The sequence below is a fragment of the Subtercola frigoramans genome (assembly GCF_016907385.1).
In the GTDB taxonomy this organism is placed as follows: Bacteria; Actinomycetota; Actinomycetes; order Actinomycetales; family Microbacteriaceae; genus Subtercola; species Subtercola frigoramans.
The window spans coordinates 2,396,101-2,418,603 of record NZ_JAFBBU010000001.1 but is presented as its reverse complement, the minus strand read 5'-3'; the positions used below and the strand labels follow the sequence as shown (position 1 = coordinate 2,418,603).

Sequence of the window (22,503 nt, the reverse complement as noted above, 5' to 3'; positions counted from 1 at the left end):
CGCGAGCTGTAGTAGTGGGATCACGCAAAGAAGCCCCGCAGCTGCGGGGCTTCTTTTCGTAGATCTGCGCGAGGAGCGCGCGCAGATCAATAAATTCAGAGTGCGGCGACGCTCTTGGAGATCGACGACTTGCGGTTCGCAGCCTGGTTCTTGTGGATGACACCCTTGCTGGCAGCCTTGTCGAGCTTCTTGCCTGCGAGGCTCAGAGCGGCGGTGGCCTTCTCCTTGTCGCCAGCGGCAACGCTGGTCTTCACGGCGCGGATGGCGGTCTTCAGCTCACTCTTCACGGCCTTGTTGCGCTCGTGCGCCTTGTCGTTGGTGCCGATGCGCTTGATCTGGGACTTGATATTTGCCACGGAATTATCCTCTGTATCTGGTGCTGGTCTGGGGGGTATTTGTATCGCAGCTCGCGTTCACAAAACGAGTGCGGAAGCCAACAGACAACACTACCAGTTGCTGGCCTCTACTTCAATCCAGACCGCGGCGACCCGCGCATTCGGATGCGATTACCGTTAACCTTATGCCCCATCTCGCCGCGCACATGGATTCAGTGCCCCCTTCGGGCATCCGCCGAATCTTCGAGCTTGCCCAGTCGCTCGACGATGTGGTCTTTCTCGCCGTCGGGGAGCCTGATGTCGCCGTCGCTCCGCACATTCTCGAAGCTGCCGCCCGCGCGTGGCAGGCAGACGAGACCTACTACACGCCCAACGGTGGCATTCCTGAGCTTCGAGCGGCGATCGTCGCCAAGCTCGCCGCCGAGAACGGGATCATGGTCGACGCCGAGCAGGTCTGGGTGACCAACGGCGGCATGCACGCCCTCTACCTCGCCATGACCCTGGCGCTCGGCCCGGGAGATGAGGTGCTGCTGCCGGACCCCGGCTACTCGACCTTCCCGATGAACGCGCGGATGATCTCCGCCGTGCCCGTGCCCTACACACTTCGCAGCTCCCGTGACTTCCTGCCGGACTTCGACGAACTCGAGCGTCTCGTCACGGCGAACACCCGCATGATCATTGTGAACTCCCCATCGAACCCCCTGGGAGCGATCTTTCCGCGGGAGACCATCGAGGAGGTCCTTGAGTTCGCCCGCAGGCACGACCTCTGGGTGCTGAGCGACGAGGTGTATGAGCGGTTCACCTATGGTGCACTGCACACCTCCATCGCCGCCCTCGACGATGAAGACCGGGTGTTCTCGGTGTTCTCCCTGTCGAAGACGTATGCGCTCACCGGGGCACGGGTCGGCTACCTGGTGACCCCGCCCGGCATGTCGCAGATCCTTCGAACGGCGCAGGAGGCGATCATCAGCTGCATCAACCTCCCGGCTCAGTTCGCGGCGGTGGCAGCGATCACCGGGCCGCAGGATCACGTGCTCACAGCGGCCACCCACTACCGGGAGAACCTCCAAGCCGCCACAGAGCTCCTGCGCGAACTCGGCATCGAGTACCTCGAACCGTCTGGTGCGTTCTACCTGTGGGTCAACGTCTCGTACGCCACGGGCGGCGATGTTGCCGAGTGGGCGGAGCGCTTCCTGCTCGAACAGCGCGTGGCCGTGGCACCGGGCAGCGCGTTCGGCCGGCACGGTGAGGGCTGGATCCGGCTGTGCGTGGCTGCAGACCTCGCAGACATCGAGACGGGCATCCGTCGCCTGCCCCGCCCACCCGCACAATCAACTGCGTGAGTGCGTACGCGAAGTACTCGTAAACTTGAGGGCACCATTGCCCGAAAACTATGAGGAACGCGTGAGCCCCAGAGCAGTACAGGAACTCCAGCCGGCGTCGACCGACCCCGCGTTCATCCGCAACTTCTGCATCATCGCGCACATCGACCACGGCAAGTCGACTCTGGCCGACCGCATGCTGCAGATCACCGGCGTCGTCTCAGACCGCGACATGCGCGCGCAGTATCTCGACCGCATGGACATCGAGCGCGAACGCGGTATCACCATCAAGAGCCAGGCGGTACGCATGCCCTGGGCCCTCGACGGCCAGACGTACGCGCTCAACATGATCGACACCCCTGGTCACGTCGACTTCACCTACGAGGTCAGCCGCTCGCTCGCCGCCTGCGAGGGCGCCATCCTGCTGGTCGACGCGGCGCAGGGCATCGAGGCCCAGACACTCGCGAACCTGTACCTCGCGCTCGACAACGACCTCAAGATCATCCCGGTTCTCAACAAGATCGACCTGCCCGCCGCCGACCCCGACAAGTACGCCGAAGAGATTGCCGGGCTCATCGGAGGCAGGGCCGAAGACGTGCTCCGCGTCAGCGGCAAGACCGGCATGGGCGTCGAAGAGCTGCTCGACCTCGTGGTCGCCACCATCCCGGCACCCCAGGGTGACCCGGAGGCGCCGGCCCGCGCCATGATCTTCGACTCGGTCTACGACTCGTACCGCGGTGTGGTGACCTACGTGCGCATGATCGACGGCAAGCTCACGCCGCGCGAGAAGATCATGATGATGAGCACCAAATCCACTCATGAGGTGCTCGAGATCGGCGTCAGCTCACCAGAGCCGACGCCGAGCAAGGGGTTGGCCGTCGGTGAGGTCGGTTACCTGATCACGGGCGTGAAGGATGTTCGGCTCAGCAAAGTCGGCGACACCGTCACCACGTTCACCCGCCCGGCGACTGTCGCGCTCAAGGGCTACAGCGAGCCCAAGCCGATGGTCTTCTCTGGCCTCTACCCGATCGACGGCTCGGACTACCCGAATCTCCGCGAAGCGCTCGACAAGCTGAAACTCTCGGATGCTGCGCTCGTCTACGAGCCAGAGACCTCCGTTGCCCTGGGCTTCGGCTTCCGCTGTGGCTTCCTCGGCCTGCTGCACCTCGAGATCATCACTGAGCGGCTGGAGCGCGAGTTCAACCTCGACCTGATCGCCACCGCACCCAGCGTGATCTACGAAGTCACCACCGATGACAAGAAGACCGTCACGGTGACGAACCCAAGCGAGTTCCCGGGCGGCAAGATCAAGAGTGTCAGTGAGCCGATGGTGAAGGCGAGCATCCTCGCGCCCAAGGACTATGTCGGCACGATCATGGAGCTCTGCCAGGGCCGTCGCGGAACCCTGAATGGCATGGAATATGTCGGCACCGACCGCGTCGAGCTGCACTACAACATGCCCCTCGGCGAGATCGTCTTCGACTTCTTCGATCACCTGAAGAGCCGCACGCAGGGTTACGCGAGCCTCGACTACGAGCCCATCGGCGAACAGGAGGCCGACCTCGTGAAGGTCGACATCCTGCTGCAGGGTGAGGCGGTCGACGCATTCAGCGCCATCGTGCACAAAGACAAGGCCTATGCCTATGGTCTGCTGATGACCGAGCGGCTGAAGAAGCTGATCCCGCGCCAGCAGTTCGAGGTGCCGATCCAGGCCGCCATCGGCGCGAGGATCATCGCCCGCGAGTCGATCAGCGCCATTCGCAAGGACGTTCTCGCAAAGTGCTACGGCGGTGACATCTCCCGTAAGCGCAAACTGCTCGAGAAGCAGAAAGAGGGCAAGAAACGCATGAAGATGGTGGGGCGTGTCGAGGTTCCGCAGGAAGCGTTCATCGCCGCCCTGAGCGGCGACACCGAGACCAAGAAAGAAAAATAGCGGTCGGGTAGGGTGCTGCGTATGGCCGAAACCATCATCACGGTCGAGGGGCACTTCGACTACCATCACCCGGCCGAACGCGGAACAGTGTTGCTTGCTGCCGGATTCCAAGGCCCCGAACGAGCGTCGGTCGTGTCTCGTACGGCCCAGTTGCACGGCGCGCTCACGCAGCAGGCACAACAGTTGGTGGCAGGCAACACCGTTACGTGGTGGTCGGCCGACCGGATGCGCGTGTGGAGTGAGCGCCCCTGGAACAATGCGGGTGCACAGCTTCCACTCGTGCACCACGCGAGCGTCGGGCTGGAGGTGAAGTTCTCTGACCTTTCTGCGCTGGCAGTCTGGGTTGAGAAGGTCGCGACGCTCGACGGGGTGACGGTGACGGGCATCCACTGGGCGCTCACCGAGGTCACAAAATCCCGCATCACAGCCGAGTCGCAGGAGCGCGCCGTAAACGACGCGGTCAGTCGTGCGACGGCCTACGCCCAGAGTCTCGGCCTTTCCACCGTGGTGCCGCTGGCGCTTGCTGACCCCGGCATGCTCGGCGACGATTCCCGGCCGTTCTCGCCGGCAGGTGCTGCCCCCATGGTGCGCGCGATGGCTGCTTCTGCTCAGGAGGGCGGCCTGGATCTGAAGCCCGAAGACATCACCGTCGAATCCCGCGTGCACGCCCGCTTCGCGGCATCCTGAGTTCTCCCACTGACGTTCAAGGGTTGGAGCGAGTGGCAGCCCCGATCGTCTCGATCAATGCGCGTTCAGGTTGAGGCACGAGCAAACCTCTCCTGCGAACAGCGATAATGGATCACGTGGCAGAGACAGAACGACGAACCAGGTCGACGCACAACGGGCAGGCGCTGAGCTACGCGGCGATCGGCGCGAGCCAGGCCGACGACTTGATGTACTACCCGCCGAAGGGTTTCAGGCCGTTCGAATCGCGCGCACGCCTCGGCTCGGGTGACGACCGGTTCGAGTCGGCCTCCGAGGCCGTGTTGACCTGGGGCATACAGCGAGGCAGCGGTATGCAGATCGAGAATATCGAGCTGCCCCCGGCGAGCGACACCGACTATGCCGGGCTCACCTACGACGCGGCGGGAATGCCCGTAGCCCCTCGCGGCCTCGACGAAGACCAGACCTACACCGAAGACGGCACACCACACGTTGCCCCCGGTGTTTCGGCCGAACTGGTCGTCCATGTCTTCGGGGTGCGATTCGTCGCACCGGTGCGGGTGGTCTCGGTGACGAGCGACACACACCGGGTGGGCTTCGCGTACGGCACACTTCCCGGCCACCCCGCGATGGGTGAAGAGAGTTTCATGGTCGAACACCACGACGACGACTCGGTGTGGGTGGTCATCCGTGGCTTCTCGAAACCGAGTTCGTGGTTCTTCCGGCTGGGTTCGCCGCTGCTCCGGTGGCAGCAGCGCAAGGCGACCAAAGAATACCTGCGCGCGTTGTTGCCTGCCCGCGCGTGACCGTACTCAGCGATCAAGGCACGGAGGCGGCACATGGGTAGCGCGCTGCCGCTCGGCGACCCCGCTCCGCCGGATGGCCTGCTGCCGGAGTCGGCCGCCGAACGTGCCGACGGGCATCCATTCGGCGTCTACCTGCACGTGCCGTTCTGCCGGGTCCGCTGCGGGTACTGCGACTTCAACACGTACACTTCAAGCGAATTGCGCGGCGCCAAGCAGGTTGACTACGCTGGCCAGGCCGTTCTCGAGGTCGCCCTCGCCGACCGGGTTCTGACCGAGTCGGGTGTGAAGCGGCGATCTGTCTCGACCGTGTTCTTCGGTGGCGGCACACCGACCCTCTTGCCCAGCCACCAGGTCATCGACATGCTCGACGCCGTGCGCTCGACCTGGGGCCTCGAGCCCGGCGCCGAGGTCACGACCGAAGCCAACCCCGATTCAGTGGATGCCCGATACCTGAACGAACTCGCCGAAGCCGGGTTCACACGGGTCAGCTTCGGCATGCAGTCTGCCGTACCGCACGTGCTCCGAACACTCGACCGCACGCACACGCCCGAACGGGTTCCCCAGGTCGTTCAGTGGGCACGGGCCGCCGGCCTGCAGGTCAGCGTCGATCTCATCTACGGAACCCCGGGGGAGAGCCTCGACGACTGGGAGATATCGCTCGACGCCGCGCTGCAGCTCGAACCCGACCATCTCTCGGCCTACGCCCTGATCGTAGAGCAGGGCACCAAGCTCGCGAGACAGATCCGCTCTGGCGTGTACCCCGAGCCTGACGACGACCTCGAAGCCGACATGTACGAGCTTCTGGATGCCCGGCTCCGCTCGCACGGTTACGAGTGGTACGAGGTGAGCAACTGGGCGCGCGGATCGGGTCGCGGGCCACGAGCCGGCGCGGCCCCCGTCACGTCCAGCCACACCGTGCTCGACTCGGAGTACGAGTCTCACAGGTCACGCCACAACCTCGCCTATTGGCAGGGTCACGACTGGTGGGGCATCGGCCCGGGTGCCCACAGCCATGTCGGCGGCACGAGGTGGTGGAACGTCAAGCACCCGGCGGCCTACGCCGAGCGGATGCTCTCTGGACTGTCGCCGGCGGCTGGCCGGGAGACGCCCGACGCCGAAGCACGCGAGTTGGAGCGGATTCTGCTGCAGGCGCGAATCCGCCACGGGCTCCACATCTCCTCGCTCGGCGAGGTAGCGCGGCGCGAAGTGGCTGGACTCATCGCAGACGAGTTGATCGTTCCGAAGTCGGCGTTCGAGGGCACCATCGAGTTGACAGTGCGCGGTCGCCTGCTGGCAGACGCTGTGGTCAGGCGACTCACCGCCTGACCTGCTCGGTCTGTGGCGAGGTTCGACACTCTACCCGAGGGTGATCAGTGAACGAACGGGATCGCGCTCCAGGCTGGGTAGGTGTACAACTCGCCCCTGTTGGCCGCGATCGCTGCCATGATGCTGAAGACGATGACGAGCACGGCGCCGCCGAGAGCCGCGACCAGGCCGATGATCAGGATCGGGATGCCGATGAGCACGATCAGCAGGAATGAGCCGATCATCGTCACGATGGCCGCCGCCACCTGCAGGAGGATCATCGTGATCTGGAAGTTCAGCGCTGTACGGGTGTGATCCCGAACGAACAGCCCCCGGTCTTTGAGCACCAGAAAACCGATGAGCGACGGGAGCACACCGAATACGATCCCGCCGACGTGGATGAGCGTCGCCCAGAGTCGCTGGTCGCTCGGGTTCAGCGGCAGCGCAGGTGCGTACTGCTGCGGGGCGAGCGGCACGGGCGGCTCGGAGGCGGGAGGCGGGTACGTCACCCCTGCAGCTTAAACGACGGAGCGCCCCCCGCGATAGAGCCCAATGGGAGGGGCGCTCGGATGTCGGATGAATGCCGGCAGTGGGGGAGTTCTCCCGCTACTTGATCCAGCGGTAGTTCAGCGGGTAGCGGTAGGTGCCTCCGCCGTTGACCTTGACCCCACCGATGATCGCAAAGATCAGGTTCACGATGAGTACGGCGAACACGAGCAAGCCGAACAGCAGGCCGATAAAGGGAATGATTTGCAGGATGTTCAGCACGACCACAGCCCCGGTCACGTTGATGGTCCAGTTGAGCGCTTCCTTGCTCTCCTGGTTGACCAGCGGGCCGCGGTCCTTGAAGACGAGGTAGATGACCAGGGCAGGAATCAACAGGATGATGTTGCCGAAGTGAGCGAGCGACGCCCACAGTTTGTCGTCTGATTGCGACAAGGGTGCGGCGGGTGCGGCCGCGTAGCCCTGTGCGGGTGGCGGAGGCGGGACGGGCTGACCCGAAGTGGGGTCATACGGCGGGGTTGCGTTGGGATCAGACATTTTCGTGTGCGCCTTTCAGACGAATGTGGAAAAAAGCGATCTGCTTCTCTGTCACAGTGAGCGTGAATCGATCCCCTTCACCCAGTGGGGCGCGCCGAACACGTTCAAGCACAAGATACTGCGAGGTGCCCACGCGAGGCAATGATCTTTACTCAGCGTGTCGTAATCTGCGCGCGATATATAATTGGCACTCTGATCATCGGAGTGCTAAACACGAGTTCGAGGAAGGCGGCATCGTTCATGGTTTCTGAACGCAGCCTCGAAGTTCTGCGTGTCATCGTCCACGACTATGTCGCGTCGCGGGAGCCTGTGGGGTCGAAGTCGATCGTCGACCGCCATTCCTTCGGCGTGTCGGCAGCAACAATCCGCAACGATATGGCCCTTCTCGAAGAAGAAGAGTTGATCGTTGCTCCACACACCTCGTCCGGTCGCATTCCCACTGACAAGGGCTACCGCCTCTTCGTCGATCATCTCGCCGACCTGAAGCCGCTCTCTGGTGCGCAACGGCAGGCGATCGAGACCTTCCTCGGCTCCTCCGTCGACCTCGACGACGTCCTGGCGCGCACGGTTCGATTGCTCTCGCAGCTCACGCAGCAGGTGGCCATGGTGCAGTACCCGTCGCTCTCGCAGGCACGCGTCAGGCACGTCGAACTCGTGGCTCTTGCTCCTACGCGGCTGCTGTCGGTCGTCATCACCGACACCGGCCATGTCGAACAACGCATCGTCGAGGTTCCCCCCGACACCGATGAGGCGTTCCTGGCAGACGTGCGTGCCCGGGTGAACTCAGCGATCGCGGGGCTCGGCCTCGACGAAGCCGCGGGTGCACTCGCGATCTTCCCGGCGCAGTTCGCACCCGGAAGGGCATCTGCCGTGGCGATGATCACGACGGTTCTCGCCGAGCAGGTGGCTGCAAACCGTCAGGAGAAGCTTCTCATTGCCGGTGCGGCCAACCTGGTTCGAACCGAAGGCGACTTCGCTGGGAGCGTACTCCCCGTGCTCGAAGCCGTGGAGGAGCAGGTGGTGCTGTTGCGGCTGTTCAGCGAGATGCAGGCAGACCAGTTCGGAATGTCGGTGAGCATCGGCAGGGAGAACGCCTCCTTCGGCCTGGCGGAGACCTCGGTGCTTGCCAGCGGGTACAGTTCCGCGGGCGGTGCGGTGGCACGGCTCGGGGTCCTCGGCCCGACGAGAATGGACTACTCCACCAACATCGCAGCCGTGCGTGCTGTCGCACGGTACCTCTCCAAGAGCCTCGGAGAGGCGTGATCCAGCCCTCCCAGGCGCCTCTGATGCGTGCGCGCAGCGTCAGAACCACCCGATTCCCACAGCCCACACCACATTCCGCAACAAACAAAGGAGAAGCCCTTCGTGGCTGACCACTACGACGTTCTCGGAGTCGAGCGAACCGCGACGACAGACGAGATCAAGAAGGCCTACCGACGTCTGGCCCGAGAGCTCCACCCCGACGTGAATTCGAGCCCCGACGCCGAAGAACGGTTCAAGTCCGTCACTCACGCCTACGACGTTCTCAGCGACCCCGGGCAGCGACAGTCCTATGATCGAGGGCCTCAGGCCGGCTTCGGCGGGGGTGGGGGCGGCGCCCAGGGCTTCGGTGGCTTCGGCGACATCTTCGAGACCTTCTTCGGTGGCCAGCAGGGCCAGAGCAGGGGCCCCCGGTCCCGTGCCGAACGGGGTCAGGATGCCCTGCTCCGCGTTGAGGTCGACCTCGGTGAGGTCATCTTCGGCACCCATCGTGACCTCGAGGTCGACACCGCCATTCTCTGCGAGACCTGCAACGGCACCTGCGCCCAGCCAGGCACGCATGAAGTCACCTGCGACATCTGCCATGGCACCGGCCAGATCTCGCGCACGGTGCGTTCGCTGCTCGGCAACGTCATGACGAGCTCACCCTGTGGCACCTGCCGCGGCTACGGAACGATCATCCCGAACCCGTGTGTCACCTGCCAGGGCCAGGGCCGCGTGCGCTCGCGACGTGTCATCCCCGTCGACATTCCTGCGGGAGTCGACACCGGTCTTCGCCTCCAGATGCCGTCGCAGGGTGAAGTCGGCCCGGCCGGCGGCCCGCAGGGCGACCTCTACCTCGAAGTGAAGGTGCGTCACCACGATGTCTTCAGTCGCAACGGCGACGACCTGCTCTGCACTCTCGAGGTGCAGATGTGGGACGCGGTGCTCGGCACGAACACCGTGGTCAAGGCGCTCGACGGCGACGTCGAGATCGAACTGAGGGCGGGCATCCAGAGCTCTGAGGTGGTCACGGTGAAGTCGCGTGGGGTGACCAAGCTGCGCGGTGGAGGTCGCGGTGACCTGAAGATCGGCATCCAGGTCGTCACGCCGACCAAGCTCGACCACAAACAGAAAGACCTGGTCAAGCAGCTTGCTGCGGCTCACAAGTACCCGTCGCCGACGCTCGGGCAGTTCCAGCAGGGCCTGTTCTCGAAGCTCCGCGACAGGTTCATGAACTGAGCAGGCGAAAGCGGAGGCTCCTGCGGCGAGTATCGCAGGCGCGGATAGGATTCTGCAGGTGAGTTCTCTCTTTCTGCGCGATGACCTTGCTGCTGTGCCACACGACGTCGGCGATGTGGTTGCGCTCCACGGTGATGAGGCGAAGCACGCTGTCACCGTGAACCGGCTGCGCGTCGGCCAGCACACCTCCATCGGCGACGGCCGCGGCCTGGTCGTGCATGGGCCGGTCGTCGGAGCTTCTGGGTCCGAGCTCACGATCGCGGTCACCGAGGTCACAGAAGAACGGATGCCCGGACCCTCGGTCTGGCTGGTGCAGGCCTTGGCGAAGGGCGACCGCGATGAGCTCGCCATCCAGGCCGCGACAGAACTCGGCGTCGCCGGGGTCGTGCCGTGGAGCGCCGACCGCTCGGTGTCGCGTTGGGCCGGTGCCAAAGTGGCGAAAGGCGTCGAGCGCTGGCGGAGTATCGTTCGCGAGGCGGCGAAACAGTCCATTCGCGCGTGGGTTCCCGATGTCGCAGAATTGCACTCGACGCGCGATCTCGTGAGACTGGCGGGCTCCACCCGCATGCTCCTTCTCGAGCCGACGGCGAGCCAAGCACTCACCGACTTCTCACTCGACGGTGAGGATGCGGAGTCCGACCTCGTTCTCGTCGTGGGGCCTGAGGGTGGCATCAGCGTCGGGGAACTTGAGGCCTTGACTCGCGCGGGAGCAGTGCCCGTGCGGCTCGGAAGCACGATTCTGCGCACGTCGACAGCCGGACCTGCGGCGCTCGCAGTGCTCAATGCCAGGCTGGGCCGCTGGTAGGACGCGCACCCGGACCGGCGCACGCACGCGGGCCGGCTGTCAGGTGCCCGGCTTAAGATGGAGTCATGCCAGTTCCTGCCGAGCCGTCCATCTTCAGCCGCATTGTGGCCCGCGAGATCCCCGCGAACATCTATGCCGAAACAGACACGCTGATCGCGATCGCCGACATCGCACCCAAGGCGCCGGTGCACATTCTCATTGTGCCGAAGTCGGAGGGCTACGCAAACGTCGTAGAGCTGGCCGCAGGCGACCCCGGGCTTCTCGCTGAGATGATCGCCCTCGCGGCCCAGCTCGCCGCTGAACACGCCGACGGTGACTTCCGACTGGTGTTCAACACCGGCGCGGGCGCAGGGCAGACGGTGTTCCATGTTCACGCCCACCTGCTTGCCGGTTCTCTCGAAGAGGGTTCCCTTGCCGGGTTCTGAAAGCATTCCGGGTTCAGGCAGAAGCGCTGCCGAGGCCGTGATCCACGTCGACGGGCTGGCCATGGTCAGGTTGCTCGGCCCGCAAGACCGTCTCGTGACCTTGGTCGAGAAGCAGTTCCCGAGCGTGAGCCTGCACAGTCGGGGAAATGAGATCACGCTGACGGGCCCTTCCGCAGACGTCGAAGCGGCAGAACGCCTTGTCGAAGAACTGGTGCAGATGGTCAGGGCTGGCAACGACGAATTGACCGAGATCGAAGTGACTGCATCGGCGCGCATGCTCGACTCAGACCGTTCATCGAGCCCGTCAGACACGCTCGGCCAGCCGATTGTCACCACGCGCGGCAAGACGGTTCGGGCCAAGACCCCCGGGCAGAAGGACTACGTCGACGCGATCGACGAGAACACCATCGTGTTCGGCATCGGACCGGCGGGAACGGGCAAGACGTACCTCGCCATGGCCAAGGCCGTGCAGGCACTTCAGCGCAAGGAGGTCAACCGCATCATCCTGACGCGGCCGGCCGTCGAGGCGGGCGAACGCCTCGGCTACCTCCCCGGCTCACTCACAGACAAGATCGACCCCTACCTGAGGCCGCTCTTCGACGCCCTGAACGAGATGCTCGACCCCGAGATCGTGCCCAAGCTCATGGCCACCGGCGCCATCGAGGTCGCCCCGCTGGCCTACATGCGCGGCCGCACCCTCAACGACTCGTTCATCGTGCTCGACGAGGCACAGAACACGACACCCGAACAGATGAAGATGTTCCTGACGCGTCTCGGTTTCGGGTCGCGCATGGTCATCACGGGCGACATCACCCAGATCGACCTTCCTCTCGGTACGAGTGGACTGCAGGTGGTTCGCGGTGTGCTCGACGGTATCGACGACATCCACTTCGCTACCCTGACGAGTGACGACGTCGTGCGGCACACCCTTGTGGGCCAGATCGTTGACGCCTATACCCGGTTCGACCAGATTCAGCTCGCAGGCCGAAACCGTGCCGCTGAGCGTCGCGCAGGAGCCACGGCCTCTGCGTCGACCGATTCCCGACACCCGAGCACACAGAGAGATCGCCCGTGAGCATTGAAGTGAACAACGAATCGTCGATTCCGGTCGACGAAGAGGCGCTGCTGCGCCTGGCCAGCTACGCGCTCGAGCAGATGCACGTGCATCCTGACGCCGAACTCGCGATCGTGCTGGTCGACGAGGCGGCGATGGAGCAGCTTCACGTGCAGTGGATGGACGAACCGGGCCCGACAGACGTGCTGAGCTTCCCGATGGACGAGTTGCGACCGGGTACTGAAGAAGCCCCGACGCCTCCCGGCCTACTGGGCGACGTTGTGCTGTGCCCCCAGGTCGCCGAAGGGCAGGCCCAGACGGCAGGCCACTCGACGCTCGAAGAGTTACTGCTTCTGCTGACCCACGGCATTCTGCACCTGCTCGGCTTCGACCATGCCGAGCCGGCAGAGGAGAAAGAGATGTTCGGCATCCAGGGTGACATCCTGGTCGGCTTCGCCATGAAGGAGCGCCGTCGCAGAGTATGACGACCCTCCCTTTCGTCGGCCCGTTCGTTGCGGTCGCATTCGTGCTCGTCGTGCTGGGCGGCCTGTTCGCGGCTGCAGACTCCGCGATGGCGTCGCTGTCGCGGGCCGACATTCTCGAGCTGGCCGAGCGGGCGCGGGCAAAACGCTCCCTGCGTGCGATCGCCGAAGAGACCGGCGCGCACATCAACGTGGTCAACTTCGTACGGGTCGTGGTCGAGACATCGGCTGCCGTTCTCGTCACGATCGTTCTCGCCTACAGCCTCGACCAGATCTGGCTGGCGCTGACCCTTTCCATCCTCATCATGACCGCCGTCTCGTTCGTGCTGGTCGGTTCGAGCCCGCGGAGCGTCGGCCGCGTGCACGCGCGGGTCGTGCTTCGATTGACGGCCGTACTCGTCCACCTCCTCCGTGTGCTGCTCGGGCCCATCGCGAGCGCGCTGGTCGCCCTCGGCAACCGGGTCACTCCCGGCCGGCCGCGGTCGGCCACGTTCTCGTCAGAAGAACAGCTTCTGAGTATGGTCGACGAGGCCACGGAGCTCGATGTGCTCGAGGAAGACGACCGGGAGCTCATCCACTCCATTCTCGAGTTCAACGACACTGTCGTGCGCGAGGTCATGGTTCCGCGTACCGATATGGTGACGGTCGACGTCGAGGCGACCGTCGGGCAGAGCATGGGCCTGTTCCTCAGTCGGGGGGTGTCACGGATGCCCGTGGTTGCCGGCAGCGTCGACGAGATCACGGGCATCCTGTACCTGCGCGACGCGGCGCGGCTCAGCCATGAGAAACCCCGCCAGGTAGACGCGGTCACTGTTTCCGAGCTCGCGAGGCCTGCCCTCTTCGTACCCGAGTCGAAGAAGGTCGACGACACGCTTCGCCAGATGCAACTCGAATCCAACCACCTCGCGATGGTCGTCGACGAATACGGCGGTATCGCTGGACTGGTGACCATGGAAGACTTGATCGAAGAACTCGTCGGGGACATCTCCGACGAATACGATCGTGAGACGGTCGACATCGAAGAGCTCTCGTTCGGCGTCTACCGGGTCAGCGCACGTCTGCCAGTCGACGAACTCGGCGAACTGTTCGGCATCGAGCTCGACGATGACGACGTGGACTCCGTGGGAGGCCTGCTCGGAAAGGCGCTCGGCCGCCTGCCCATCCAGGGCTCGGTTGCACGAATCGCCGGTCTGGTACTCACCGCGGAACGCACCGACGGCCGGCGTCGACGAATCAGTACCGTCGTGGTCGAGCGCGACGCCCCCGAAATCTTCCCGCTCACCGACGAGGTGAGCACATCATCCAGATCGTCCCAGAAGACCACGAAGAAGAAGCCCGAGAAGGAGTCCGAATGATCGGCTCAGAATCCGTCACCGACCCCGACTTCAGGGCGGGATTCGTCTCGTTCGTCGGTCGGCCCAATGTCGGCAAATCGACTCTCACGAACGCCCTGGTCGGCGAGAAGGTCGCCATCACCAGCTCGAAGCCCCAGACCACACGGCGGGCGATCCGCGGCATCGTGCACCGACCGGATGGCCAGCTCATCCTGGTCGACACGCCGGGTATGCACCGCCCCCGCACGCTCCTTGGCGAGCGATTGAATTCGGTCGTGCAGTCGACGCTCGGCGATGTCGACGTGATCGGTTTCTGCGTACCCGCAGACGAGAAGCTCGGCCCTGGCGACCGGTTCATCAATGAGCAACTCGATGCCTTCCCCGGCGCGAAGAAGGTCGCCATCGTCACCAAGATCGATGCGGCATCGCGCCCTGCCGTCGCAGAGCAACTGCTCGCGATCTCGGAGCTGCGCAATTGGGAGGCGATCATCCCGATCTCGTCGACCAGCAACCTGCAACTCGACATTCTGACGGCAGAACTCGTCAAGCTCCTCCCTCGTTCGGGCAAACTGTACCCCGACGACCAGAAGACCGACGAAGGGCTCGAAGCCCGTATCTCGGAACTCATCAGGGAAGCAGCCCTCGAGGGAGTTCAGGATGAGCTTCCCCACTCGATTGCCGTCACCATCGACGACATGATCGAGCGCGACGATCGCGACCTGGTCGAGATCTACGCCAACCTCTTCGTCGAGCGTGACAGCCAGAAGGGCATCATCATCGGCAAGTCCGGCAGTCGGCTGGGTGAAGTCGGTGCCCGCGCCAGGGCGTCGATCGAGCCTCTCGTCGGCAAGCAGGTGTTCCTCAGCATCCGGGTGAAGGTCGCCAAGGACTGGCAGCGCGATGCGAAACAGTTGGGCAGGCTGGGATTCTGATTCACCGGTACTCTGTCAACGTGGCTCCTTCGTCTGAAATCCCCTCCACTCCCGCTCCGGCCGAGAATCCCTTCGGGCAGGTGCTGGTCGCCCTGGTGACCCCGTTCACTGCCGACGGCGAAGTCGACTGGGCGAGCGTGGAGAAGCTCATCGACAACGTGATCGCCGATGGAGCCGATGGCATCGTCGTCACGGGCACCACCGGCGAGACATCGACCCTCACCGACGCAGAGAAGGTCCGGCTTGTCGAGGTTGGCAAGTCTGTTGCCGACGGTCGCGCGAAGATCATCACCGGCGGTGGCTCGAACGAGACCGCGCACGCCATGCAGCTGGCCAAGCAGAGCGAGAAAGCCGGCGCCGACGGCAACCTGGTTGTCACGCCCTACTACAACAAGCCCACACAGGCCGGCGTGCTCACGCACTTCCGCATGATCGCCGACGCGACCGATCTGCCGGTCATCCTGTACGACATTCCCGGTCGCACGGGCATCCCAATCAGCTACGACACCATTCTCCGGGCGGCGAAGCACCCGAACATCCTCGCCATCAAAGACGCCAAAGGCGACTTCAGCGAGGTCAGCCGAGTGCTCAACCAGACCGATCTGCTGTACTTCTCAGGCGATGACTCGAACGTTCTGCCGCACCTCGCGATCGGCGCAACCGGCCTCATCGGCGTGACGAACAACATCGCCGCCCGGCCGTACCGCATCATGATCGATGCCGTGAACGCAGGCGACCTCGCCACGGCAACCGCGATGCACAAGGCGCTCGAGCCCCTGGTTCGCGCGACGATGACCCACGTGCCCGGCACCGTCGCCGTCAAGTACATCCTCCACGGACTCGGTCGCATCTCGAGCCCGCGGGTGCGACTCCCGCTCGTCGGCCCAGAAGAGTGGGAGGCCGCGAAGATCGAAGACGAAATCGATCTTGTGCGCACCATTCCAGGGCTCTCGTTCACCAATTTCCGTCCCGACCGCAACGCCGCCGCAGGCGGAGCGCTGCCCAAAATACCTGGTACGACCCGCTAGAACGCGGCTTTCTCATCCCCTGAGCCCTCATGCGCCTGCCGTATGGGAGCCGAATACCCTCTAGGAGGGCATATGCCCAACGCCGTATACGAACCCCTGGCCCTGAAGCCGGACACCCTCAGGATCACCCCGATCGGCGGTCTCGGCGAGATCGGTCGAAACATGACCGTCTTCGAGATCAACGGCAAGCTGTTGATCGTCGACTGCGGCGTGCTCTTCCCTGAAGAGACCCAGCCCGGTGTCGACCTGATTCTGCCGGACTTCTCGCTCGTCCGCGACCGCTTGAACGACGTCGTCGGCATCGTGCTGACCCACGGCCACGAAGACCACATCGGTGCCGTGCCGTACCTTCTGCGCCACAAGAACGACATCCCCCTCATCGGCTCCGGCCTCACCCTCGCGCTTGTCGAGGCGAAGCTCAAGGAGCACCGCATCAAGCCGTACACCTACCAGGTGAAGGAGGGCCAGACCGAGCAGATGGGCCCGTTCGAGCTCGAGTTCGTGGCGGTGAACCACTCGATTCCGGATGCCCTGGCTGTCGCCATCAAGACGGTTGCCGGTGTTGTGCTCCATACCGGCGACTTCAAGATGGACCAACTGCCGCTGGACGACCGGATCACCGACCTGCGGGCCTTCGCACGCCTCGGTGAAGCCGGAGTGGACCTGTTCCTGGTCGACTCCACCAACGCCGACGTTCCTGGGTTCACGCCCTCTGAGCGCACCATCGGGCCCGTGCTCGAGAACGTGATCGCCAAGGCTCCCCGCCGGGTCATCGTCGCCAGCTTCTCGTCCCACGTGCACCGTGTGCAGCAGGTTCTCGATGCAGCACACGCGAACGGGCGCCGCGTGGCGCTTCTGGGCCGCTCCATGGTCCGAAACATGGGTATCGCCGCCGAACTCGGTTACCTCAAGGTTCCTGACGGCGTGCTGGTGGACTTCAAGAAGGCCGGCGACATCCCCGACGACAAGATCGTCTACATGTCGACCGGTTCGCAGGGTGAGCCAATGGCCGTCTTGTCGCGGATGGCCAACCTCGAGCACCAGATCGAGGTCGGGCCCGGTGACACGGTCATCCTGGCGTCGTCGCTCATCCCCGGCAACGAGAATGCTGTGTACCGCGTGATCAATGGCCTCACTAAGCTCGGTGCGACCGTTGTGCACAAGGGCAACGCCAAAGTGCACGTCTCGGGTCACGCTGCCGCGGGGGAGTTGCTCTACTGCTACAACATCCTGAAGCCGAAGAACGTCATGCCGGTTCACGGCGAGTACCGGCACCTGGTGGCGAACGCGCAGCTCGCCATCGAGACCGGTGTTCCGGAGGCCAACACGATCCTGGCGGATGATGGCACCGTCGTCGACCTCAAAGACGGTGTCGCCACCATCGTCGGCCAGTATGACCTCGGCTTTGTCTACGTCGACGGCAACAGCGTGGGCGAGATCACCGATGACGACCTCAAAGACCGCCGAATCCTCGGCGAAGAGGGATTCATCTCGATCATCGTCGTCATCGAGGCGAATACGGGCCGCATCATCGTCGGGCCGGAGATCCACGCCAAGGGCTTCGCCGAGGGCGACGTCGTCTTCGACAAGGTCAAGCCGAAGATCGCTGCGGCTCTGGCCGAAGCTGTGGGCAATGGCACCCGCGACACGCATGCCCTGCAGCAGGTCGTGCGCCGCACAGTCGGTCGCTGGGTGAACACCTCCTTCCGTCGCCGACCCATGATCGTGCCGGTCGTCATCGAGGCGTAGTTCGCTCGATCTACGTGACTTTTCGGCGCGCACGGAGCGGCTAACGGCGTTCCGTGCGGGGCGGACAGTAGCGTGGACGCATGGCTACGAGTACCAGGTCGAACTCCCGCGCCCGCGGTGCTTCTGGCACGCGCGATTCGGCGGCAACGGGCTCGCGCAAGACGCCCGCGAAAACGGCGCCGACGACTGTGCAGAAGACGCTGAAGTTCCCGGCGGATGATCAGGGCCCCGGCCCGTTCGCCAGGATGTACCTCGGCCTCGCGCACCTCACCGGTGGCGCCGCACGCGCGTTCGGGCACGAGGAGCTGGCTAAAGACGAACGCCGGGACGGGTTCCCTTTCCTGCTGTTCCTGCTGGCCGTCGCCGGGGCGATCATCGAGTGGTTCCTCGTGGCCAACCCCGTCGCGAACCTGCTCGACGCCTACACCTTCGGCGGCCTGTTCGGGCGGGTGGCCTATGCGCTGCCCGTCGTGATGCTGCTCCTGTCGATCTGGTTGTTCCGCCACCCGAATTCGGTCAACGACAACGGCCGAATCGGCATTGGCCTCGGCATCCTGTTGCTCACCGTTTCGGCGCTCTGCCACATCTTCAGTCCGCAGCCCTCACCCGGTGAGGGAATCGAGAAGCTCGCAGACGCGGGAGGAGTGCTCGGCTGGGTGCTCGCGGCGCCCCTGATCCTTGTGACGACCTCGGTCGGCGCGACGATCATCGTGTCGCTCCTCCTCCTTCTCTCCCTCTTCATCATCACGAAGACACCGCCGAACAAGGTCGGTGTGCGCTCGAAGGAGCTCTACTCGTACCTGTTCGGTGCGGCGTTCGGCGAGGCACCCGATGCGGGTGAGACGAAGACCGCGAAGTCGTCCACGTCCACTGCGTCGGGAACCGCCCAGACCGGTGACCTGCAACTCGACTTCGAAGACGTCGACGAGGCGCTGCCGTGGTGGCGCCGCAACAAGACGCAGCGCGAAGAAGATCCGGCGTTCGACAGCCCGATCATCCCGACAACGACTGTCAACCCCACCGTCGTCGACCGAACGTTCATCGAAGACAGAACTCCTCCCACTGAGGTCATCGACAGCACGGCCAGCTTCGGCGCCTCGCTCCTGGGCGACATGGAGGCGGCGGAACAGGCGGTCAAGCGCTTCACGGGAGAGATCCTGCCGGGCTCCAAGTCGGCCACGGGCATCCGTGACGATGCGGCCACCGACACGGCATCGTTCACCGGAGTGCTCTTCGGCATGGAGCCGGGTGCTGCGGGAGCGGCCGACACCGTGGGCGACGTCTTCGTACCGTTGGCAGACGTGAAGGAGCTCGAGCAGCTCAACTACTCGTTGCCGCCGGCCGCCAGCCTGGCGCTCGGCGAGCCCTCCAAGGCACGATCGCAGGCCAACGACGACATCGTTGCCGCGATCACCAACGTTCTTCAGCAGTTCCAGGTCGACGCGAAGGTCACCGGCTTCTCACGGGGCCCCACCGTCACGCGGTACGAGATAGAACTCGGCCCGGGCGTGAAGGTCGAGCGTGTCACCGCACTCAGCAAGAACCTCTCGTATGCCGTCGCGAGCAACGAGGTGCGTATCCTCTCGCCCATTCCGGGGCGCAGTGCCATTGGGGTCGAGATTCCGAACACCGACCGAGAGATCGTCGTGCTCGGCGACGTGCTGCGCTCGGCCAAGGCGACGAACGACGTGCACCCGATGACGATCGGCGTCGGCAAAGACGTCGAAGGCAAGTTCATCATCGCCAACCTCGCGAAGATGCCCCACTTGCTCGTCGCTGGCTCGACCGGTTCGGGCAAGTCGAGCTTTGTGAACTCGATGGTCACGAGCATCCTGATGCGTGCGACGCCCGCCGAGGTCCGCATGGTGCTGATCGACCCCAAGCGCGTGGAGCTCACCGCCTACCAGGGCGTTCCACACCTCATCACGCCCATCATCACGAACCCGAAGAAGGCTGCTGAAGCGCTCGCCTGGGTCGTCAAAGAGATGGACATGCGCTACGACGACCTCGAGAGCTTCGGGTTTCGGCACATCGACGACTTCAATCGCGCCGTGGTCAACAACGAGATCGTGCTTCCTGCAGGCAGCCATCGTGTGCTGAAGCCCTACCCGTACCTGCTCGTGGTGGTCGACGAACTCGCCGACCTCATGATGGTGGCACCGCGCGATGTCGAAGACTCGATCGTTCGCATCACGCAGTTGGCCCGGGCATCCGGAATCCACCTTGTGCTCGCGACCCAGCGCCCGAGCGTCGACGTCGTGACCGGGCTGATCAAGGCCAACGTGCCCTCGCGTCTCGCGTTCGCCGTCACCAGCGTGACGGATTCGCGGGTCATCCTCGACCAGCCGGGTGCTGACAAGCTCATCGGGCAGGGTGACGCATTGTTCCTGCCGATGGGCGCCTCGAAGTCGATCCGCGTGCAGGGTGCCTGGGTCAGCGAGAGTGAGATCGAGAAGGTCGTTCAGCATGTGACGCGCCAGGCGCGGCCCGACTATCGCAACGACGTCACGGTGGCTGCAGTGTCGAAGCAGATCGATTCCGACATCGGTGATGACCTCGAAGTGCTCCTTCAGGCAGCCGAACTCATCGTCAACACCCAGTTCGGCTCGACGTCGATGCTCCAGCGCAAGCTCAAGGTCGGTTTCGCCAAGGCCGGGCGCCTCATGGACCTGCTCGAATCGCGCGAGATCGTCGGCCCGTCAGAGGGATCGAAGGCGCGCGATGTGCTGGTCACGGCAGAGCAGCTGCCCGAGGTTCTCGCCATGCTGCGCGGGTCGGATGCTGCGGCCGCACCTTCTTCCACGATCGACCCTCGCGGCATGTCGGCGGCGGGCTCGTCATCGGCCTCCTCCGCGCCCTCCGGCATGACGTATGCCGACCCTCTCGCCGCACCCGGTGACGGGTATCCTGAAGAAGAGGCGACTTCCGACGAAGACGCGTGGGGCCTCACCGGCAGAGAGTAGCACCATGACCGTTTCACCCGAGACTCCCGCCAAGCCCAGCAACTGGAACCTGCCGAACGCGATCACGGTCGTGCGCATCCTGCTGGCGCCTCTGTTCATCTGGATGCTCCTGGCCGACAATGGCGCGAACGGGCTGCTGCGCTACCTCGCGGCGATCCTCTTCGTGCTGGCGATCGCGACCGACGGTGTCGACGGTCATCTCGCCCGCAAGAACAACCAGGTCACCGACCTCGGAAAGATCCTCGATCCCATCGCCGACAAGGTGCTCACCGGCGGTGCGTTGGTCGGCCTGTCGATCCTCGGCGAATTGCCCTGGTGGGTGACCATCATCATCCTCGTGCGTGAGGTGGGCATCACGGTCTGGCGCTTCGCTGTCATCAAGAGCCGCGTGATCCCGGCATCCCGTGGCGGCAAGCTGAAGACTCTCGCACAGTCGATCGCCATCTCGCTTGCCCTGTTCCCCTTCGCCTCGCTCCTCGGCGACTGGGTGAACGTGGTGAACCTGGTCTTCATGTCGATCGCCTTCGTGCTGACCGTGGTGACCGGACTCGATTATCTGGTGCAGGACCACAAGCTCAACAAGGCCAAGAAGCAGTGACCGACGGCGACGAGATCGACCTGACCGCAGCCTTGATCGCAGAACTCACTCGACGCGGCGAGACGGTTGCTGTTGCTGAGTCCCTCACTGGGGGTCTCCTCGTGGCTGAACTCATCAGGCCCGCCGGTGCGTCGAACGTCGTTCTCGGGGGAGTGGTGGCCTACAACACAGCGATCAAGGCGTCAGTGCTGGGGGTCGACGCGAACCTCCTGCGAACACAGGGCCCCGTGCATCCGGAAGTCGCCGAGCAGATGGCTGAGGGAGTGCGATACGCGTTGGCTGTGGACGGTTCTGCTGCCTCGATCGGTATCTCGACAACCGGGGTGGCCGGCCCGGGCCCGGCCGACGGACACCCTGAGGGCACCGTCTTCGTCGGTCTCTCCCTGGGTGACAAGACCTGGAGCGTCGCTCTGCACCTCGACGGTGGTCGGGACAGGATTCGAGCCGGAGCTGTCAGTGAAGCTGTGCGAATCCTGAGTGCGCGCTTCTAGCCATGTTGCGCGGGAATGACTCAGGTTTCGATCTCGTTACACCTGGTGTCGTTAACACCGAAAGTCCAGTGTTGTTCGTTTAGAGTTTGTGGAACGGTACCTCGGCTGTCGAAGCCACCGTATTGTTAGTGCACCACGAACAACTCACCGAAGACACACACGCAAGGAGGCTCCAATGATTTTAGTTCGCCAAGAGATCGGCGACGTGCTGCGGGACTTCCGTCTTCAGAAGGGCCGCACCCTTCGCCAGGTGGCAAGTAAAGCCAGTGTCGCCCTCGGTTACCTCAGTGAGGTCGAGCGCGGCCAGAAAGAAGCTTCGAGCGAAATTCTCGCTTCGGTGGCCGAGGCGCTCGACACGCCCATCTCCGTCATCATGCGCGAGGTCGGCGACCGGCTGGCTGTCATTGAGGGCATCGACACGATCCCCGACACGGTGCCCGATGAATTCGTTGCAGGATTCGATGCCGGACTGGTTGCTCGCTAAGCGGTGAGACTGAGTGAATTCCGTCAGGCCGTGCTCGATGAGTTCGGCCCTGGCTTTGGAAGGGTCGTTACGAACGATCTCGCTCTGAGTGAGTTCGACGGGCGTACCGCAGACGAAGCCATCTCCAGGGGCGCGGACGCCCGTGAGGTCTGGCTGGCTCTCTGTCGCGCAGCCGATGTGCCGAAGTCCCGCTGGCACGGTGCTGGCCTGCCACAACCCCGCATCTAGACCCACGAATGCGCACGCACCCCCTGGTGTTTGCGACGCTACTG

General features: G+C 64.2%; 23 protein-coding genes. 20 read left to right on the top strand and 3 right to left on the bottom strand.

Annotated features, from left to right (window positions below; all coding sequences use genetic code 11):
* Positions 1-95 precede the first annotated feature (95 nt).
* On the bottom strand, positions 96-356 hold the full coding sequence (gene rpsT, locus JOE66_RS11310) for a 30S ribosomal protein S20 (RefSeq protein ID WP_205109517.1): 261 nt from the start codon (positions 354-356) through the stop codon (positions 96-98).
* A gap of 164 nt (positions 357-520) precedes the next feature.
* Between rpsT and JOE66_RS11305 the strand changes: the two genes are divergently transcribed.
* From JOE66_RS11305 to JOE66_RS11285, 5 genes are all read left to right on the top strand, one after another.
* Positions 521-1,678 carry a pyridoxal phosphate-dependent aminotransferase gene (locus JOE66_RS11305; RefSeq protein WP_205109515.1) on the top strand — a complete coding sequence of 386 codons (1,158 nt, stop codon included), beginning with the start codon at positions 521-523 and terminating at the stop codon, positions 1,676-1,678.
* A gap of 61 nt (positions 1,679-1,739) precedes the next feature.
* Entirely contained in the window at positions 1,740-3,590 is a 1,851-nt protein-coding gene (gene lepA, locus JOE66_RS11300; RefSeq protein WP_205109513.1) for a translation elongation factor 4, read from the top strand.
* 21 nt (positions 3,591-3,611) lie between these two features.
* On the top strand, positions 3,612-4,277 hold the full coding sequence (locus tag JOE66_RS11295) for an SIMPL domain-containing protein (RefSeq protein WP_205109511.1): 666 nt from the start codon (positions 3,612-3,614) through the stop codon (positions 4,275-4,277).
* Between the two features lie 116 nt (positions 4,278-4,393).
* Complete coding sequence (locus JOE66_RS11290; RefSeq protein WP_307827168.1) at positions 4,394-5,059, top strand: DUF1990 domain-containing protein; 666 nt, start codon at positions 4,394-4,396, stop codon at positions 5,057-5,059.
* A gap of 33 nt (positions 5,060-5,092) precedes the next feature.
* The gene (locus tag JOE66_RS11285) at positions 5,093-6,385 is read left to right on the top strand and encodes a coproporphyrinogen-III oxidase family protein (protein WP_205109507.1); all 1,293 of its coding nucleotides are present in this window, start codon (positions 5,093-5,095) and stop codon (positions 6,383-6,385) included.
* 44 nt (positions 6,386-6,429) lie between these two features.
* Here JOE66_RS11285 and JOE66_RS11280 read toward each other — a convergent pair whose 3' ends face one another.
* Together JOE66_RS11280 and JOE66_RS11275 are read right to left on the bottom strand one after the other, a co-directional pair.
* Positions 6,430-6,873 carry a DUF4870 domain-containing protein gene (locus tag JOE66_RS11280; protein ID WP_307827167.1) on the bottom strand — a complete coding sequence of 148 codons (444 nt, stop codon included), beginning with the start codon at positions 6,871-6,873 and terminating at the stop codon, positions 6,430-6,432.
* 97 nt (positions 6,874-6,970) lie between these two features.
* On the bottom strand, positions 6,971-7,405 hold the full coding sequence (locus JOE66_RS11275) for a DUF4870 domain-containing protein (protein ID WP_205109505.1): 435 nt from the start codon (positions 7,403-7,405) through the stop codon (positions 6,971-6,973).
* A gap of 240 nt (positions 7,406-7,645) precedes the next feature.
* Here JOE66_RS11275 and hrcA point away from each other — a divergent pair, with 240 nt between their 5' ends.
* From hrcA to JOE66_RS11200, 15 genes are all read left to right on the top strand, one after another.
* Entirely contained in the window at positions 7,646-8,668 is a 1,023-nt protein-coding gene (hrcA, locus tag JOE66_RS11270; RefSeq protein WP_205109503.1) for a heat-inducible transcriptional repressor HrcA, read from the top strand.
* Positions 8,669-8,770: 102 nt separating this feature from the next.
* Positions 8,771-9,886, top strand: coding sequence for a molecular chaperone DnaJ (gene dnaJ / locus JOE66_RS11265; RefSeq protein ID WP_205109501.1), 1,116 nt, complete (start codon positions 8,771-8,773; stop codon positions 9,884-9,886).
* Between the two features lie 58 nt (positions 9,887-9,944).
* On the top strand, positions 9,945-10,691 hold the full coding sequence (locus JOE66_RS11260; protein ID WP_205109499.1) for a 16S rRNA (uracil(1498)-N(3))-methyltransferase: 747 nt from the start codon (positions 9,945-9,947) through the stop codon (positions 10,689-10,691).
* Between the two features lie 65 nt (positions 10,692-10,756).
* Positions 10,757-11,116 (top strand): HIT domain-containing protein, encoded by a 360-nt coding sequence (locus JOE66_RS11255; protein WP_205109497.1) that lies wholly within the window; start codon positions 10,757-10,759, stop codon positions 11,114-11,116.
* The gene (locus JOE66_RS11250; RefSeq protein ID WP_372435492.1) at positions 11,103-12,191 is read left to right on the top strand and encodes a PhoH family protein; all 1,089 of its coding nucleotides are present in this window, start codon (positions 11,103-11,105) and stop codon (positions 12,189-12,191) included. Before JOE66_RS11255 ends, JOE66_RS11250 begins: the two co-directional genes overlap by 14 nt.
* A complete protein-coding gene (gene ybeY / locus JOE66_RS11245) occupies positions 12,188-12,655 on the top strand; it encodes an rRNA maturation RNase YbeY (RefSeq protein WP_205109493.1) in 468 nt (155 codons plus the stop codon). The genes JOE66_RS11250 and ybeY overlap by 4 nt, the downstream gene beginning before the upstream one ends.
* Complete coding sequence (locus tag JOE66_RS11240; protein WP_205109491.1) at positions 12,652-14,007, top strand: hemolysin family protein; 1,356 nt, start codon at positions 12,652-12,654, stop codon at positions 14,005-14,007. The genes ybeY and JOE66_RS11240 overlap by 4 nt, the downstream gene beginning before the upstream one ends.
* Complete coding sequence (era, locus tag JOE66_RS11235; RefSeq protein WP_205109489.1) at positions 14,004-14,918, top strand: GTPase Era; 915 nt, start codon at positions 14,004-14,006, stop codon at positions 14,916-14,918. Before JOE66_RS11240 ends, era begins: the two co-directional genes overlap by 4 nt.
* Positions 14,919-14,938: 20 nt before the next feature.
* Positions 14,939-15,946, top strand: coding sequence for a 4-hydroxy-tetrahydrodipicolinate synthase (dapA, locus tag JOE66_RS11230; RefSeq protein ID WP_307827166.1), 1,008 nt, complete (start codon positions 14,939-14,941; stop codon positions 15,944-15,946).
* Positions 15,947-16,018: 72 nt separating this feature from the next.
* On the top strand, positions 16,019-17,695 hold the full coding sequence (locus JOE66_RS11225; RefSeq protein WP_205109487.1) for a ribonuclease J: 1,677 nt from the start codon (positions 16,019-16,021) through the stop codon (positions 17,693-17,695).
* Positions 17,696-17,775: 80 nt separating this feature from the next.
* The gene (locus JOE66_RS11220; protein ID WP_205109485.1) at positions 17,776-20,658 is read left to right on the top strand and encodes a DNA translocase FtsK; all 2,883 of its coding nucleotides are present in this window, start codon (positions 17,776-17,778) and stop codon (positions 20,656-20,658) included.
* A 4-nt stretch (positions 20,659-20,662) separates the two neighbouring features.
* The gene (gene pgsA / locus JOE66_RS11215) at positions 20,663-21,256 is read left to right on the top strand and encodes a CDP-diacylglycerol--glycerol-3-phosphate 3-phosphatidyltransferase (protein ID WP_205109483.1); all 594 of its coding nucleotides are present in this window, start codon (positions 20,663-20,665) and stop codon (positions 21,254-21,256) included.
* On the top strand, positions 21,253-21,747 hold the full coding sequence (locus JOE66_RS11210) for a CinA family protein (RefSeq protein WP_307827165.1): 495 nt from the start codon (positions 21,253-21,255) through the stop codon (positions 21,745-21,747). Before pgsA ends, JOE66_RS11210 begins: the two co-directional genes overlap by 4 nt.
* A gap of 175 nt (positions 21,748-21,922) precedes the next feature.
* Positions 21,923-22,231, top strand: coding sequence for a helix-turn-helix domain-containing protein (locus tag JOE66_RS11205; protein ID WP_205109481.1), 309 nt, complete (start codon positions 21,923-21,925; stop codon positions 22,229-22,231).
* A 3-nt stretch (positions 22,232-22,234) separates the two neighbouring features.
* Positions 22,235-22,459, top strand: a complete 225-nt coding sequence (locus tag JOE66_RS11200; protein ID WP_205109479.1) for a DUF3046 domain-containing protein — start codon at positions 22,235-22,237, stop codon at positions 22,457-22,459.
* Positions 22,460-22,503 lie beyond the last annotated feature (44 nt).

Coding starts and splice junctions, on each gene's coding strand:
- JOE66_RS11305 (WP_205109515.1), top strand. CDS start 521: ATGCCCCATCTCGCCGCGCACATGGATTCAGTGCCCCCTTCGGGCATC.
- JOE66_RS11295 (WP_205109511.1), top strand. CDS start 3,612: ATGGCCGAAACCATCATCACGGTCGAGGGGCACTTCGACTACCATCAC.
- JOE66_RS11285 (WP_205109507.1), top strand. CDS start 5,093: ATGGGTAGCGCGCTGCCGCTCGGCGACCCCGCTCCGCCGGATGGCCTG.
- JOE66_RS11275 (WP_205109505.1), bottom strand. CDS start 7,405: ATGTCTGATCCCAACGCAACCCCGCCGTATGACCCCACTTCGGGTCAG.
- hrcA (WP_205109503.1), top strand. CDS start 7,646: ATGGTTTCTGAACGCAGCCTCGAAGTTCTGCGTGTCATCGTCCACGAC.
- JOE66_RS11255 (WP_205109497.1), top strand. CDS start 10,757: ATGCCAGTTCCTGCCGAGCCGTCCATCTTCAGCCGCATTGTGGCCCGC.
- JOE66_RS11240 (WP_205109491.1), top strand. CDS start 12,652: ATGACGACCCTCCCTTTCGTCGGCCCGTTCGTTGCGGTCGCATTCGTG.
- era (WP_205109489.1), top strand. CDS start 14,004: ATGATCGGCTCAGAATCCGTCACCGACCCCGACTTCAGGGCGGGATTC.
- JOE66_RS11225 (WP_205109487.1), top strand. CDS start 16,019: ATGCCCAACGCCGTATACGAACCCCTGGCCCTGAAGCCGGACACCCTC.
- JOE66_RS11220 (WP_205109485.1), top strand. CDS start 17,776: ATGGCTACGAGTACCAGGTCGAACTCCCGCGCCCGCGGTGCTTCTGGC.
- pgsA (WP_205109483.1), top strand. CDS start 20,663: ATGACCGTTTCACCCGAGACTCCCGCCAAGCCCAGCAACTGGAACCTG.
- JOE66_RS11205 (WP_205109481.1), top strand. CDS start 21,923: ATGATTTTAGTTCGCCAAGAGATCGGCGACGTGCTGCGGGACTTCCGT.